Origin of the sequence: Paenibacillus tyrphae (assembly GCF_027925525.1) — a bacterium.
Classification (GTDB): domain Bacteria; phylum Bacillota; class Bacilli; order Paenibacillales; family NBRC-103111; genus Paenibacillus_G; species Paenibacillus_G tyrfis_B.
The window spans coordinates 1-14,742 of sequence record NZ_BSDJ01000038.1; the positions used below are offsets into that span (position 1 = coordinate 1).

A 14,742-nucleotide genomic window follows, 5' to 3' on the forward strand; every position below is an offset into this window, starting at 1 on the left:
CCAATCAAGTTCACGGGTTTCAAGAGCGGCTGGAGGGATATACCCCACCGGTGTATGCAGAGAATTTCTACGCGAAGCGGGTTTCTCAACAAGCGAAGCCCCTAACCTTTCACATGGTCAAGGGGCTCGCAATTCTAACCTTAATCCGTCAAACGGCAAGTAAACGTGGACTTCGCCATCCGTTTCCCGTCGCAGAAAATATCCACTTCGATCTTCCCGTACCTGCGGCTCATCTCCAGCACGTTCGGCACGCATTCGATTACGCTATCGATCGGGATCGGCAGCAAAAAATAATTCGAGGAACTGTCCACGATTAAGTCGCCTCTTTTTTGCTCCCGGATCGTGCGGATCGCAACCTGGCTCATCAGAGTCGTCAAAATGCCTTCCGACACCGTCCCGATCGGATTGGTCATTTGGGCGGTAACGGTTCCCCTGTAATAAAATTCACCGTCCTTGCCCCGCACTTTCTCCATCCCGGACCAGATTTGATCCTCAAGGGTTTCCCCGTGCTGCGGCTGCGTTTGCAAATACTGCATCGCCTTGAGCACATCGTCCCGGCTGATCACGCCGACCATTTTTCCGTCCTTGCCGACTACGGGCAGCAGCTCGATGCCCTCCCACACCATCGTATGGCTGACCGAGGCGACGGGTGCCTGGTCGCTCACGGTGAGCGGGTCCAGCGTCATGAGCTGGTGAATCGGCTGTCCCGCTTCGGCGCCGACGACGTCCTTTGCCGTCACCATGCCGATCGGCTTGTTCCGTTCGTCCGCGACCGGGAAGCGGGTATGCCCAGTTTCGTCCATCCAATGGCGCATGTCCGAGACGGTATCCTCGGCGCGCAGCGAATAGACTCGGGTATCCGTTCGGATAATGTCGCGGACGAGCATAATTTTTTTCTTGATCAATTGGTCGTAGATCGCGCGGTTGATCATCGTCGCCACGGTGAACGTATCGTAGCTGGTGCTAATAATCGGCAGCTCAAGCTCGTCGGCCAGCTCCTTGGCCTCGTCCAGCGTCTGGAAGCCGCCCGTCACGAGGATGCCGGCGCCCTGCCCCAACGCATAGAGATGCGCCTGGGTACGGTTGCCGACAATGAGCAGATTGCCCGGCTCGATGTAGCGTTTCATCGCTTCGAGCTGCATCGCCCCGATCACGAATTTATTCAAAGACTTATGAAGGCCGCCCGCACCGCCGAGCACCTCGCCGTCCACAATGTTGACCACCTCGGCGAACGTCAGCTTATCGATCGCCTGCGGTTCTTTTTTCTCCACCCGCACCGTGCCCGTACGGTCCTTCGTGCTGACATAACCCAGACTTTCCGCTTCCTTCATCGCGCGGTAGGCCGTTCCCTCGCTGACTTCGAGGGCCTGGGCAATTTTACGGACGGAGATGTGCGTTCCTACGCTCAATTCCTCGATGTATCGAATGATCTGCTCGTGCTTGGTCAGCGTCTCTTCCTGCATCACTTCACCCGCCTAGTTTACAACGGTAACAATCTTTAACAATTATACTATAAGCGGATGCACAAAAATAGAGCCCAGACACCGACAAGTGTGACTTGCATTCATTCTTTTACCGGCTCGCTGGGAACTTCAACACCTGAGGTATATCCTCCGCTGTTGATTAACCCGGTAAAGGCCGGGCCTTGAAATCCCGGGTCGATGATCTGACGGGTACGCGAATGAACGCCATCGCAGCCGATCAGGTAGTCTCCGGAGACGCTGGTGCCGTCCTGAAAAGTCGCAACGGCTCCTCCTTCCGCGGCTGCCTTAATATCTTCCAGCTTTTTGCCGCGAAGGATGGGGATGCCCTGGCGTTCGACTTCATCCGAGAGGATGTTGCCTAGAGGAACGCGCTTGATAAAAACGCTTTTCAAGCCTCCTCCCACCAGCACGCCGCCGCCCAAATGCTTCCCCCTTCCATTCCACATCTTCCATTTACTTACCGCAGATCCTTCCTTCAAGACCGCTTGGTCAAGTCCGAGCTCCTGCAGGACAGCCAACCCGTTGCAAGATAACGTAAGCGAGAACCCTTCGGAAGATGTTCGTGCTTCGTAAATCTCCGCCTCAATACCCACTGCCATTCGGCCATCAGCACCGCCCGCTTATACTCGGTTTCAAGCATGAACAATCTGGGGATAGTATCTTTGTAGGTTTGCAGATCCGAGCTTACGCGTTGAATTTCTTTTTCAAGAAGGGACGATCTTCGTTCCAACTGCTGCAAGACGTCATCCGGCGTCAGTAGAGACAGGAAAGATACGGCAACGGGAAAATCGGGGAACTCTTGAGAAGGCACAGACAGCATATCCCGAAGCCATTCCCGAAATAGCTTCCGACCGTCCTCCGTAGATTCGTAAACCGTACGGTCGGGTTTTCCGGGTTCCTTCAACGTTTCACGAACTGCGATCAATCCGTCCCGCAGCAGACGATCGATCGTTTGATAAATACTCGTACGTTGGCGTACGTTAATCACTTCATCCTTTCCTCTTTCTTTAAGCAGTTGCTGCATTCGGTATGGGTGCATCGGTTCTTCCGCAAGAAGCGCAAGGATGGCCAGGGCGACGGGGGAACGTTGGATTGTATTCGTCTTTTTCATAGTTATAATGTTACTATCTATAACTATGTCAACTGGTTTCATCACTTCCGTACTTGAAAAGACCTATCGTACTAAATTATTATGTTCATTATCATCCTAACGCAGAAAGAAGTGGCCGAATTGCATCAATATATTGCACACCTAGGTTCTTTTCCCATTCGTTCGTACAGCATCTTGTTTGTTTTGGCGATTATCCTTGGCGTTGGATTTACGATCACGTTAGCCAAGCTGCAAAAAAAAGATCACTTGGCAGAGCATTTGATGAACTTGATTGTGCCGATGATGATCGGAGCCATTATCGGTTCCAGATTTTGGACGGTATTTTTCTTTGATTGGGAGTTTTACTCCAAACATCCGGGAGAGATTATCGCGATATGGCATGGCGGCTTGTCGATTCAGGGGGGAGTAATAGGGGCGATTCTTGTAGGGATTTGGTATGTTCGTAAGCACAAACTATCGTTTTGGGAAATGGCAGACTTGTGCGCTCCGGGTCTCATTCTTGCCCAAAGTATCGGCCGCGATGCCAACTTGATGAACGGCGATGCTTTTGGCGATCCGACAGGCGGCAATTTTGGTATTTTGTATCCCGAAGGCACCAACGCAAGAGCCACCTATGGCGATCAACCGCTATGGCCCGCCGAAGTATGGGAAGGACAAATGGATATTGTCATTTTTGCCCTGCTCATGATTCTTTTGAGAAAAAAATTAAAACGCGGCTATCTGTTTCTTGCGTACAATATCCTCTACAATATAGGACGATTCCTGTTGGAAATGCTGCGCGGCGATTCGCCAAGATATTTATTTCATTGGACGGCAGCGCAATGGACATCGGCAACGATCGTTATACTTTCATTAGCAATTGGCGTTTACCTTCATTTTCGGGCTCCACAAACGGAAGAAGGCACGGCATAGCCATCCATCATTCGTCCGGTAAGGCTTGCAAAATATGTTCTTCAGGTCGCGAAAAATATCGCGGCTCTTTTTTTCTTGACCCTCCCCTTGGAGGAGTCTGTACACTAAAATACGAAAGGAGGAACACGACATACTGTATACGGTCAAAGAAATATCTTCACTGTCCGGCGTAACCGTCAAGACGCTGCATCATTACCATAAAATCGGGCTTCTGCTGCCGTGCGCGGTCAGCGAAGCGGGATACCGGTTATATGGGATGAAAGAGCTGGAACGTCTGCAGCACATTTTGTTTTACCGGGAATTGGAACTTCCTTTGAAGGAAATTGCGCGGCTGCTTGAGGAGGAACCTGAGCGGCACTCGATTCTCGCGCGGCAGGAGGAACTGCTTCTGCTCCGCAAGCAAAGGCTGGAAACGATTATTCAAACCTTACAACAATCCATGTCCAGCATGGAGAAGGGAGAAATCATGAACAGTAAAGATATGTTCAAAGGATTCGAAAGCGCGCAGGAATGGGAAGAGGCATTGGAGGAACAGAATCGGCATTTGAAGGACGCCTACGGCTACGACATGCTCGATTCCGCAGAAATCGATGCGCAAAACATGAATGAGCAAGCTCTAGAGGCAGCGGCATTTATGAACCATATCGCAGAAGCTTTGCGAACGGGGATCAAGCACAGCGATGCGGAAATTCAGCGGCTGATCCGGGAACACCTAGACTTTATGAACAAGCACGGGCATACCGTCACCGCTGCGGATTTTGCGGCCCAAACGCGTTTTTTCCTCGGCGACGACTTTCATCTTCGCATGCTGGAAGGCCAGCAAACCGGATTGGCGTATTACCTGTCCGCGGCAGCCGAGTCCTACGCGGCGGCAGAACAACAATAAACAACATAGTCTCCCCAAAAAACTACAGCTCCCTTCCGCGCAGGAAAGGAGCTGTTTTTTTGCGAGTCGATACGGCCCGCTACTCTTGAATTGCCGAATTGTACATGCTCAGAAAGATGGGCGACAGCGGATAAAATACCGTTTCCGAGCACTTATAGCATTCCGTATGATAGCAGTCCGCCAGCTCCTCTACCGTTTCACCGCAGCGGCTGCAGCACTTGGCCGGAAGCTGTTCGTAAAATTTCGTCGATGATTGAAACATATTTCTTCTCCTCCGTTCCTTATAAATGTGCGTAGCTTGGGATGGTCAAAAAGTCCTCGAATGTCGCGGACGTCGTCATATCGCTAAACAGCGTTTTCGCCAGCATGTATTGTCCTTGTTCGAAACGGTCCGCGCCGACGCGCTCCCGAATCGCCTTCAGTTCTTCTTCGAGCAGCTCTCCGAACAGATCGGCCGTAACTTTGCGCCCGTCCTCCAGAATGCCCTTCGGATGATGAATCCATTGCCACAGCTGCGCCCGCGAAATTTCCGCAGTCGCCACGTCCTCCATCAGGTTGCGGATCGGAACCGCGCCGTAGCCCCGCAGCCACGCTTCCAAATAATGAAGCCCGACATGAATGTTCGTGCGCACGCCGGCTTCCGTAATCGGTCCCTGCGGAACTTCGAGCAGGTCGGCGGCCGTCACTTCGATGCCCGTCAGCTGCCGGTCGATCTGATTGGGCGCCGGCATCAGGCGGTCGAACACTTCCCGGGCAATCGGCACAAGGCCCGGATGGGCGACCCATGTTCCGTCATGCCCTTGTGTCGCTTCGCGCGTCTTATCCGCACGGACCTTCCGCATGGCCTCCTCGTTGGCTTCGGGATCGTCCTTGATCGGAATTTGCGCGGCCATGCCGCCGATGCAGGGCGCTCCCCGCTTGTGGCACGTCTGGATCGCGAGCAGCGAATATGCCCGCATAAACGGCGATTCCATCGTCACCAGGCCGCGGTCCGGCAAAATGACATGCTCCTGATTTCTGAGCTTTTTGATGTAGCTGAAAATATAATCCCATCGTCCGCAGTTGAGACCTGCGCTGTGCTCCCGCAGCTCATACAAAATTTCGTCCATTTCAAAAGCCGCCAGGATCGTCTCGATCAGCACCGTCGCTTTGATCGTGCCTACGGGGATGCCCAGCTTCTCTTCGGCAAAGGTGAAGACATCGTTCCACAATCTCGCTTCCAGATGGCTTTCCAGCTTCGGCAAGTAGAAGTACGGGGCGCTCCCCCGATCCAGCAGTTCCTGCGCGTTGTGGAAGAAGAACAGGCCGAAATCGAATAGTCCTGCCGACATCGGACGCTGATCGATCCATACGTGCTTTTCCTCCAAATGCCAGCCCCGGGGGCGGACCTTCAGCACGGCCGTCTGTTCATTCAGCGCATACGTCTTGCCTTCCGGGGACTCAAAGCGGATTGTTCGCCGCACGGCGTCCCGCATGTTGATTTGTCCTTCGATGCAATTGCTCCACTGCGGCGAATTCGCATCTTCAAAATCCGCCATATACAGCTTCGCACCGGAATTCAGCGCGTTGATGACCATTTTCCGGTCGCCGGCAGGCCCGGTGATCTCGACTCTGCGGTCGGCCAGATCGGGCGGGATCGGCGCAATGCGCCAATCCCCGCTGCGAACTTCCGCCGTCTCCTTCAAAAAATCGGGCAGTTCCCCTGCATCGATCCGCTCCTGCCGCTCTTCCCGCTGTTTCAGCAAGGAGAGACGCCGATGACCGAATTTTTTCTCCAATTCCGCTATAAATTCCAGCGCGTCGGGAGTCAAGATTTCAAAGTAAGCCGGGTTGTGCATTCGGCCCTTCAGCAGCACGCCTTGTGAAACCGCATGATACGTCATCGCCTTGGCCTCCTTAGCCCGCAAACTGTTCCGCTTCGGTAGAATCCTTGAGCGCCGTCGTCACGGAATCGCCTCCGGACAAGACAAGCGATACTTCATCGAAGTAGCCGGTTCCGACTTCGCGTTGGTGGCGGGTCGCTTCGTAGCCGTAGCGCTCGCTGGCGAACTCCGACTGCTGCAGTTCCGAGTAGGCGGCCATTCCGTGGTCGCGGTACCCTCTAGCCAATTCGAACATGCTGTGGTTCAACGAATGGAAGCCGGCCAGCGTTACGAATTGGAATTTGTAGCCCATCTTTCCTAATTCCCGTTGGAACGCCGCGATCGTGGCATCGTCCAGCTTCTTCTTCCAGTTGAACGAAGGCGAGCAGTTGTAGGCGAGCAGCTTGCCAGGGTACTTCGCGTGGATCGCTTCCGCAAACCGCCGCGCTTCCTCCAGATTCGGCTCAGACGTTTCGCACCAGACCATATCGGCATAAGGAGCGTATGCGAGACCGCGGGAAATGGCTTGGTCCAGCCCGTCTTTGACATAATAGAAGCCTTCCGGCGAACGCTCGCCTGTTAGGAACGGCTTGTCGTTATCGTCGATATCGCTGGTCAGCAGCTTGGCTGCGTTCGCATCCGTTCTGGCGATGATCATCGTGTCGACGCCCATGACGTCGGCAGCGAGCCTGGCGGCGATCAGATGGCGGACCGCCTGCCGGGTAGGCAGCAGCACCTTGCCACCCATATGACCGCATTTCTTTTCGGAGGAGAGCTGATCCTCGAAGTGAACGGCCGCAGCTCCCGCTTCGATCATCGCTTTCATTAATTCGAAGACGTTGAGCGGTCCGCCGAAGCCCGCTTCCGCATCAGCCACGATCGGCAGGAAAAAGTCGATGTTCTCTTTCCCTTCCGCATTCTGGATTTGATCCGCTCTTTGCAGCGTCTGATTGATCCGCTTGACTACGGCAGGTACGCTGTTCGCAGGATACAAGCTTTGGTCGGGATACATCTGGCCGCTCAGGTTGGCGTCCGCCGCCACCTGCCAGCCGCTGAGATAGATGGCCTTCAGTCCCGCCTTCGCCTGCTGGAGAGCTTGATTGCCTGTCAGGGCGCCCAGGGCATGAACGTAATCTTCCGTATGAACCAGCTTCCACAGCTTCTCCGCTCCCCGCTGTGCCAGTGTGTGCTCGATCAGTACCGAGCCACGCAAGCGAAGCACGTCTTCCGGACTGTAAGGGCGCCGTACCCCTTCGAACCGTTTCGAATTCCATTTTTGCTGAAGCTGTTCCGATTGCGCTTTACGATTATTGTTTGTCATCCCTTTTGCCCTCCTGAAATTGGTTATAAGTTATATGAGTGATTTCGATGTTAGCGATTGGAAATCGATGCGGACTACTCGTGGCTTTCTACGTAGCCGTTGCCGCAGCACCAGAAGCAGATGGTAACCTTCTTGCCTAAAGCGTCCCGGTATTCCGGCGTCTGCTTTTCGTCGTTCGCAGATACGCCGCCGGAATGAAAGTTAGGGGATTCAATTTCGCCATGACCGTGACATATCGGACAATTCATGTGAACTACCTCCATTTGTTATTATTATAGTACAGTGTTTTTGTTCGATGAGGTTATTATATAACAATAATTCGAACTGTTCAATACTGTTTTTAAAATTTTTTATCTGTTTTATAACAGCATATGCAAAACAAGCTTTGCCTGCATGCTCCAAATCCGCGATAAAACGCCAAAAAGCGGCTCCTCCCTTTTCGGGAAAAGCCGCTTCTCGGATGTGTATTGAACCCATGTTACTCCGCCGAAGAGCGCGCCCGCTCCGAACCGGAATCGTCCGCTCCCCCGGCGAGGCCGTCCATCACCCGCTCCACGAATTTGCTGATTCCATCGGTCGCTGCCCTATCCTCCTGATCCGGAGGTGTCGTAATGCTGTTATTCGTAAAATGTTCGAAATACCCCTCTTGTTGTTCTTCCCGCTCCATCGCCAAACCTCCACCTGTCAAGATGAAGATAGGGTTGACGCCAGGCGCGATAATTATTCACTTAACAAAACAAACTCCCTTATCGCCGGCCGGGCAATAAAGGGAGTTTGTTCATGCTGCAGCGTTATGACGACGCGGTTATTATTACTGCACCGCTTTTTCCGCTTCTTTCACCATCTCGGCCACGGAAAGCAAGCCGCCGCCGGACAGGTACCAGTAGTTCGAATCCAGATAAATGATTTTGCCGCTTTTGTAGGCTTTCGTTTTCTTCGTCAGTTCATTTTCCACGATTTGCTTCGCCGGCGTTCCGTTACCGACAACGGCGTCGCGGTCGACGACAAACAGATAGTCCGGGTCTTTCTGTGCCACGTACTCGAACGTTACGCTTTGACCGTGCGTCTCCACCTTGATATCTTTGTCTGCAGGCGTGAAGCCGAATACGTCGTGGATAATGCCGAAGCGCGAGCCTTGGCCGTAAGCGCTGGTCTTGCCGCCGGTCGTCAAGATGACCAATGCGGTTTTGCCGCCTGCGGACGCTTTTTCCTTCAGCTTCTTGACGGAGTCGCTGATGGCGGCGAACTCCTTCTCCGCTGCCGCTTCCTTGCCGAAAATTTGGCCGAGCAGCTTCACGTTGTCTTCGAACGATTTCATGTAGCTTTTATCGTCCACGCCCATAAAGATCGTCGGAGCGATCGCTTTGAACTCATCGTATTTGGCCGATTGCCGTGCGGAAATGATGATCAGATCGGGCTTGAGCTGGTTGATCTTCTCAAAGTCCGGCTCCATCAGGCCGCCTACGTTCGCATACTTGCTGTCCTTGTATTTGGACAAATAGGAAGGCAGGTTTTTCGACGGAACGCCGGCCACTTCTACGCCCAGTTTATCCAGCGAATCCAACGTGCCAAAGTCGAATACAACGACCTTCTTCGGGTTTTTCTTGACTTTCGTTTCTCCAAGCTTATGTTTAATCGTCAGCTCTTCACTATCTTTCGGTGCGGCCGTGTTCGCGTTCTTCGCATCGCCGCTGCCTGCGCCCCCTGCCGCATTGTTGGAGCTGCCCGAACCGTTCGTTCCGCACGCCGCAACCATAACGGCCAGCAGCACGATCATGAGCATCCATGACACTTTTTTCATCTTTGACCACCTCGATAATCGTAATATTTATTGCAAAGGACGGCATAGCGTCCCTTGGACAATCAACTAAGTAAAATACACGCAAATCTTGTTCTCGTTGATATCCTCGATATGAATATCCATGTCGTAAATGTCCTTGAGCACGGATTCCTCGATGATCTCCGCCGTCGGGCCTTCGCGGACCAGCTTCCCGTCCTTGAGCGCCACGATGTAATCGGCATGGCAGGAGGCAAAATTGATGTCGTGGATCACGATGACAATCGTCTTGCCCAGCTCGTCGACCAGCCGCCGCAGCACCTTCATAATCTGTACCGAATGCTTCATATCCAGATTGTTGAGCGGCTCATCCAGCAAAATGTACTCGGTATTCTGCGCGATGACCATGGCGATGTAAGCCCGCTGCCGCTGGCCGCCGCTCAATTGGTCGATATACTTGTGCTGCATGTCTTCGAGCTCCATGTAGCGGATCGCTTCTTCGACGAACGCCCAATCTTCCTTCGTCAGCTTGCCCTGCGAATAAGGGAAGCGGCCGAAGCTGACCAGTTCGCGCACCGTCAAGCGGATGCCGATGTGGTTGGACTGCTTCAGAATCGAGATTTTTTTGGCCAGCTCGCCGCTCTTGTACTGCCCGATTTCTTTGCCTTCGATCCATACTTCTCCCTCGTCCCTCGTCAGAAGGCGGCTCATCATGGACAGCAGCGTGCTTTTGCCAGCGCCGTTCGGCCCGATAAATGCGGTGATGCTTCCCTTGTTGACCTTGACGGAGACTTGATCGACGACGCGCTTGTTCCCGTAGGTTTTCGTTACGTTGCGTACTTCTACCACGATTTGTTCTCCTTCAACAAAAGATATAGAAAGTAAGACCCGCCGATGAAATTCACGATGACGCTGAGCGTGGTCGTAAAGGTGAACACCCGTTCCACCATCAATTGCCCGCCGACCAAGGCGATCATCCCGATCAGGACCGCTCCGACAATAAGCTGGCTGTGCCTGTACGTGCGCAAAAATTGGTGCGTGACGTTGGCGACAAGCAGCCCGAAGAACGTAATCGGTCCGACCAGGGCGGTGGCGATCGACGCCAGAATCGCGACGACGATCAGCAGTCTTTTCACGATGCTGTCGTACGGCACGCCCAGATTGATCGCATGCTCTTTCCCTAACGAAATCACATCCAAGTAGGTAAGAAGCTTCTTGAAATACAGCGTAATGACCAGCACCGCGACGACCGAGATCGTCAAAAGATCGGAGTTGACGCTGCTGAAGCTGGCAAACAGCTTGCCCTGCAGCACCAGAAACGCGTTCGGGTTGATCAGCATTTGCATAAACGAGGACGTGCTTTGAAACAGCGTTCCGAGCACGAGCCCGACGAGCAGCAAATAGTAAATGTTCGTTCCCTCTTTGCGGAACATCAGTCGATGCAGCAGAAGCGCGAACAGCACCATCAAACCGACGGACAGCCCGAAATTCCATTGATTGCTGATCGTCGTCAGGCCGGTTGCGCCGAAAATAAAGACGATCGCGGTTTGGATCAGCATATACAGCCAATCGAGCCCGATCATGCTTGGCGTCAGTATCCGGTTGTTCGTAATCGTCTGAAATATCATGGTTGAGAAAGCGATACAGAAGCCAGTAAGCAGCAGCGCGAGCACCTTTTTGCCCCGGCGGGGAAGGATATAATCCCAATTGCCGCCCGACTGGATGACCATAAACAGCACAATCAAAGCCACCGCGATCACGGCAAGCAAGATTAACTTGGCTTTATTGCTCATATTTCTTTCTCCTCATAAGCAGGTAAAGAAAAATCCCGCTTCCGATAACCCCCACGGTCAATCCGATCGAAATTTCATACGGATAAATGATCACCCGCCCGAAAATGTCGCAGGCCAACACGAAGACGGCTCCGAGCAAAGCGGTATGGGGAAGATTTTTTTTCAGGTTGTCCCCTTGATAAATGGTGACGATATTCGGAATGATCAAGCCCAGAAATGGAATCATGCCCACCGTCAGCACGACGACCGAGGTGACCAGGGCAGCGATCACTAGTCCGATGTTGACCACCTGCCTGTAATTCAATCCGAGGTTGACGGAAAAATCCTCGCCCATCCCCGCGACCGTAAACTTATTGGCGAACAAGTACGCCAGCACTGTGGCGGGAATGCTGATATACAGCAGCTCGTAGCGGCCTTTCAGCACACCCGAGAAGTCCCCGTGCAGCCACGACGACATGCTTTGAATCAGATCGTATTTATAGGCGAAAAAGGTTGTCATCGATTCGATCAGATTGCCGAGCATAAGACCGATGAGCGGGATGAAGATCGCATCCTTAAATTTCACCCGGTCGAGAATTTTCATAAACACGTATGTACCGGCCAGCGAAAAGATAAAGGCGACGGACATCTTCAGCAGCGGAGTCGCCTCCGTGAAGACCAGCAGGGCGACCAGAATGCCCAGACTGGCCGAATCCATCGTGCCCGCGGTCGACGGGGAGACGAATTTGTTGCGGCTGAGCTGCTGCATAATGAGGCCCACGATGCTCATGCTCATGCCCGCGATCAGAATGCTGATCAAACGCGGGAAGCGGCTGATCATTAGCACCTCGACCTTTTCCTCGTTCCACTGCACGATATCGGTCAGCGTCAAATCTTTCGCGCCAATGAATAAAGAAGCAACGGATAAAACAATCAGGGCAAGGACCAAATAAGTTTTTCTCATAACGTTTCCTAACAATAGTTTAGTGGTAAATAATCCGATAATGATATTCATTATCAATGTAACGATATTGAGAATCATTCTTAATGAACAATCTTAAATTATATTAGACAACAAGGCTGTGTCAGTCAAGGCTTTTTTCGAAATTTACCGGAAACAGAGTAGTCATTTGAGGGAATAGATGTTACGAAGGGGTGAAGTTTCTACTTCCGGTCATTGCTCCACCCCACAAAGTGAAGTCGAATCGGGGAAGCTTGGTCCCGGTAGGGACAGCTGGAAATTTTGATTGAAGCCGCTTAATTGTGCTATATCTTCTCGATAGGGAAAAATAAAGACAATTCACCGTTATTATCTTTAGGGTCATAAAATTCTTGAACTGCTCCAGCCAATATGTGGGAATTACTTGGTAAATAATCTTCCATGATATGATTAAATGTTTCTTTATAGGAATCTAGATTACACTTAACCACAACATATTTAAATGATGGAATGATCCATTTAACCCAGCCATGCGGGGCTTCAGCATCGTCTAACACCTCACACCCCGCTAAGTATTTCCCCTCGTTTCTCCACCTTTCGAACTTTCCATCCACATCACTCATGGCACCCCAAATCCCAACAATACTACCGTCAGAATTCAATTTTGCAAGATTGCTTATTTCAGCAAATTTACTGTTTGCCTCTTTCCATAATGGCGGTATCCAAACGGAACCTTCCGTGGCAAGTCCCTCCCCCATCTTGCCGATAACTGTAAATTTCCGTTTAACAATAATATCGACCACTTGTTTTCCCCCTCATACTAAAGATTTAGCACGCACACAAACGCGCTCATTGCCGACCTGAATCCATCCTTCTCCAATCCCCGCAATACCGATAGCTTCCGAAGCTGCAGAACACCATCATGCTTTTTATCAAAATTTCTTTTCACGAGCCTTCCGGCAAGCTTCATTCCACCGGTGGTTGGGAATCTCCGCCATGCGCTAAATCGTAGTCGGCTCTCGCCGCCTCGACATGCGGGTAATTTACTCTTGCCCATTGCCTTAGCTCTTTCATCGGTTGAAGCAGCGTTTCGCCCAGCGGGGTTAGCGAATAGTCGACGGTTGGGGGCACGGTTGGCGTAACATGGCGTCGGACCAGCCCGTCCCGCTCCAGCTTTCGGACCGTTTGCGTCAGCATTTTTTTGGAAATCCCGTCGATTCTTCTTCCCATTTCCCCGTAGCGGACGCTCCCGTCTTCCAGGGTGTACATGACGAGCGCCGTCCATTTATCGGATATCAATTCAAGAACTCTGCTGTAGCCGCAAGTCGCCGGCGAGTTTCCGCGTGGTCTCGTTTCGGTTGAAGATGTCAAATGATTTCCCTCCTATGCACCTGGAAGTATCCAGGACACCAAAAAGTGCCTACTTATGTAATTTTAGTTTATCTACTATTGTATGTCTATGCCGCCCGCCAAAGTTGAAATCCGGAGCATGAGCGAGCGTACAAGCGAATATATTTGTTTACTAATGGGAGGAATGAACATGTCAAATCTAATGAAAGCCCGGCCCAAGCTGTATGTGATGGACAACGGCCGGATGAGCATGGACAAAAACTGGCTGATCGCCATGCACAATCCGGCAACGGTCAGCAACCCCAATGCGCAGACGCAGTTCGTTGAATTTCCGATTTACACCGTATTGATCGATCATCCGGAAGGGAAAATTTTGTTCGATACGTCCTGCAATCCGAACTCGATGGGCGCCCAAGGACGCTGGACCCAAGCGACCCAGCAGGCGTTTCCCTGGGTGGCAAGCGAGGAATGCTACCTGCATAACCGGCTGGAGCAGCTGAAAGTAAGACCCGAGGACATCAAGTTCGTAATTGCCTCCCATCTGCATCTGGACCATGCCGGATGCCTGGAGATGTTCACGAACGCGACGATTATCGTCCACGAGGACGAGCTGAACGGCGCGCTGCAATCCTATGCCCGCAATCAAAAAGAAGGCGGCTATATTTGGGCGGACATCGATGCGTGGATCAAAAACCATTTGCAGTGGAAAACGGTCAAGCGCACTGAAGATAACCTGGATCTGGCCGAAGGCATCAAGATTCTTAATTTTGGAAGCGGCCATGCCTGGGGCATGATAGGCTTGCACGTCGACATGCCGGAAACGGGCGGAATCATCCTCGCTTCCGATGCCATCTATACGGCGGAAAGCTTCGGCCCGCCGGTCAGGCCACCGGGCATTTTGTACGATTCGCTCGGTTACCGGAGCGCGGTAGAGAAAATCCGGACGCTGGCTAAGCGAACGAACTCTCAAGTGTGGTTCGGGCACGATGCGGATCAATTCAAAACGTTCCGCAAATCGACTGAAGGATATTACCAGTAAAAATTTTCGGACATTCGAAAGGAAATGCCCTGTTTGTATCGAATAGTTTTGTAGACAACCGCATAACGAAATCGATAAGGTGCCTTTGCGCAGAGCAAAGGGTAACAGGGAATCGGGTGCAAATCCCGAGCGGTCCCGCCACTGTATTCGGGGAGTTTCTTTCCATGACGTCACTCGATTCACCCATCGGGGAAGGCGAAAGAAAACGACGATCCGAGAGCCAGGAGACCTACCTTATGGATGCACCCCAAAGCCTTCGCGGAAAGGAGCGGTGTACGAACATAGCCG

General features: G+C 52.2%; 17 protein-coding genes and 1 riboswitch. Of the genes, 3 read left to right on the plus strand and 14 right to left on the minus strand.

All coding sequences use genetic code 11. The annotated features are described in order from the left end of the window. Positions 1-140: 140 nt before the first annotated feature. From QMG93_RS30400 to QMG93_RS30410, 3 genes are all read right to left on the minus strand, one after another. Entirely contained in the window at positions 141-1,463 is a 1,323-nt protein-coding gene (locus QMG93_RS30400) for a DRTGG domain-containing protein (RefSeq protein WP_281943231.1), read from the minus strand. A gap of 101 nt (positions 1,464-1,564) precedes the next feature. Beyond that, positions 1,565-2,077: an FAD-dependent oxidoreductase gene (locus QMG93_RS30405; RefSeq protein WP_281943341.1), complete on the minus strand. Its 513-nt coding sequence runs from the start codon at positions 2,075-2,077 to the stop codon at positions 1,565-1,567. Then, positions 1,960-2,637, minus strand: a complete 678-nt coding sequence (locus QMG93_RS30410) for a PadR family transcriptional regulator (protein WP_309299697.1) — start codon at positions 2,635-2,637, stop codon at positions 1,960-1,962. The genes QMG93_RS30405 and QMG93_RS30410 overlap by 118 nt, the downstream gene beginning before the upstream one ends. A gap of 69 nt (positions 2,638-2,706) precedes the next feature. Here QMG93_RS30410 and lgt point away from each other — a divergent pair, with 69 nt between their 5' ends. After that, positions 2,707-3,507: a prolipoprotein diacylglyceryl transferase gene (lgt, locus tag QMG93_RS30415; protein ID WP_309299698.1), complete on the plus strand. Its 801-nt coding sequence runs from the start codon at positions 2,707-2,709 to the stop codon at positions 3,505-3,507. Between the two features lie 130 nt (positions 3,508-3,637). After that, the gene (locus tag QMG93_RS30420; RefSeq protein WP_281943343.1) at positions 3,638-4,393 is read left to right on the plus strand and encodes a MerR family transcriptional regulator; all 756 of its coding nucleotides are present in this window, start codon (positions 3,638-3,640) and stop codon (positions 4,391-4,393) included. Positions 4,394-4,472: 79 nt separating this feature from the next. On the opposite strand, the gene yhfH is transcribed toward QMG93_RS30420, so the two are convergent. From yhfH to QMG93_RS30475, 11 genes are all read right to left on the minus strand, one after another. Continuing rightward, entirely contained in the window at positions 4,473-4,655 is a 183-nt protein-coding gene (yhfH, locus tag QMG93_RS30425; protein WP_281943238.1) for a protein YhfH, read from the minus strand. Between the two features lie 19 nt (positions 4,656-4,674). After that, entirely contained in the window at positions 4,675-6,276 is a 1,602-nt protein-coding gene (aceB, locus tag QMG93_RS30430; RefSeq protein WP_281943240.1) for a malate synthase A, read from the minus strand. A 13-nt stretch (positions 6,277-6,289) separates the two neighbouring features. Further along, positions 6,290-7,576: an isocitrate lyase gene (gene aceA, locus QMG93_RS30435; protein WP_281943243.1), complete on the minus strand. Its 1,287-nt coding sequence runs from the start codon at positions 7,574-7,576 to the stop codon at positions 6,290-6,292. Positions 7,577-7,650: 74 nt separating this feature from the next. Further along, entirely contained in the window at positions 7,651-7,824 is a 174-nt protein-coding gene (locus tag QMG93_RS30440) for a hypothetical protein (protein WP_157244156.1), read from the minus strand. 230 nt (positions 7,825-8,054) lie between these two features. Then, the gene (locus QMG93_RS30445) at positions 8,055-8,243 is read right to left on the minus strand and encodes a hypothetical protein (protein ID WP_281943248.1); all 189 of its coding nucleotides are present in this window, start codon (positions 8,241-8,243) and stop codon (positions 8,055-8,057) included. A gap of 144 nt (positions 8,244-8,387) precedes the next feature. Continuing rightward, positions 8,388-9,377 (minus strand): siderophore ABC transporter substrate-binding protein, encoded by a 990-nt coding sequence (locus QMG93_RS30450; RefSeq protein WP_281943250.1) that lies wholly within the window; start codon positions 9,375-9,377, stop codon positions 8,388-8,390. 66 nt (positions 9,378-9,443) lie between these two features. Further along, the gene (locus QMG93_RS30455; protein ID WP_281943251.1) at positions 9,444-10,202 is read right to left on the minus strand and encodes an ABC transporter ATP-binding protein; all 759 of its coding nucleotides are present in this window, start codon (positions 10,200-10,202) and stop codon (positions 9,444-9,446) included. Next, on the minus strand, positions 10,196-11,146 hold the full coding sequence (locus QMG93_RS30460) for an iron chelate uptake ABC transporter family permease subunit (RefSeq protein WP_281943252.1): 951 nt from the start codon (positions 11,144-11,146) through the stop codon (positions 10,196-10,198). Before QMG93_RS30460 ends, QMG93_RS30455 begins: the two co-directional genes overlap by 7 nt. Beyond that, positions 11,136-12,089 carry an ABC transporter permease gene (locus QMG93_RS30465; RefSeq protein WP_127461121.1) on the minus strand — a complete coding sequence of 318 codons (954 nt, stop codon included), beginning with the start codon at positions 12,087-12,089 and terminating at the stop codon, positions 11,136-11,138. Before QMG93_RS30465 ends, QMG93_RS30460 begins: the two co-directional genes overlap by 11 nt. Positions 12,090-12,391: 302 nt before the next feature. After that, on the minus strand, positions 12,392-12,868 hold the full coding sequence (locus QMG93_RS30470) for a GyrI-like domain-containing protein (RefSeq protein WP_281943255.1): 477 nt from the start codon (positions 12,866-12,868) through the stop codon (positions 12,392-12,394). A 163-nt stretch (positions 12,869-13,031) separates the two neighbouring features. Further along, the gene (locus QMG93_RS30475; protein WP_413789360.1) at positions 13,032-13,436 is read right to left on the minus strand and encodes a winged helix-turn-helix transcriptional regulator; all 405 of its coding nucleotides are present in this window, start codon (positions 13,434-13,436) and stop codon (positions 13,032-13,034) included. Positions 13,437-13,605: 169 nt separating this feature from the next. On the opposite strand from QMG93_RS30475, the gene QMG93_RS30480 reads away from it, so the two are divergent. After that, on the plus strand, positions 13,606-14,454 hold the full coding sequence (locus QMG93_RS30480) for an AhlS family quorum-quenching N-acyl homoserine lactonase (RefSeq protein WP_127461119.1): 849 nt from the start codon (positions 13,606-13,608) through the stop codon (positions 14,452-14,454). 60 nt (positions 14,455-14,514) lie between these two features. Further along, positions 14,515-14,706: riboswitch (cobalamin riboswitch) on the plus strand. Positions 14,707-14,742 lie beyond the last annotated feature (36 nt).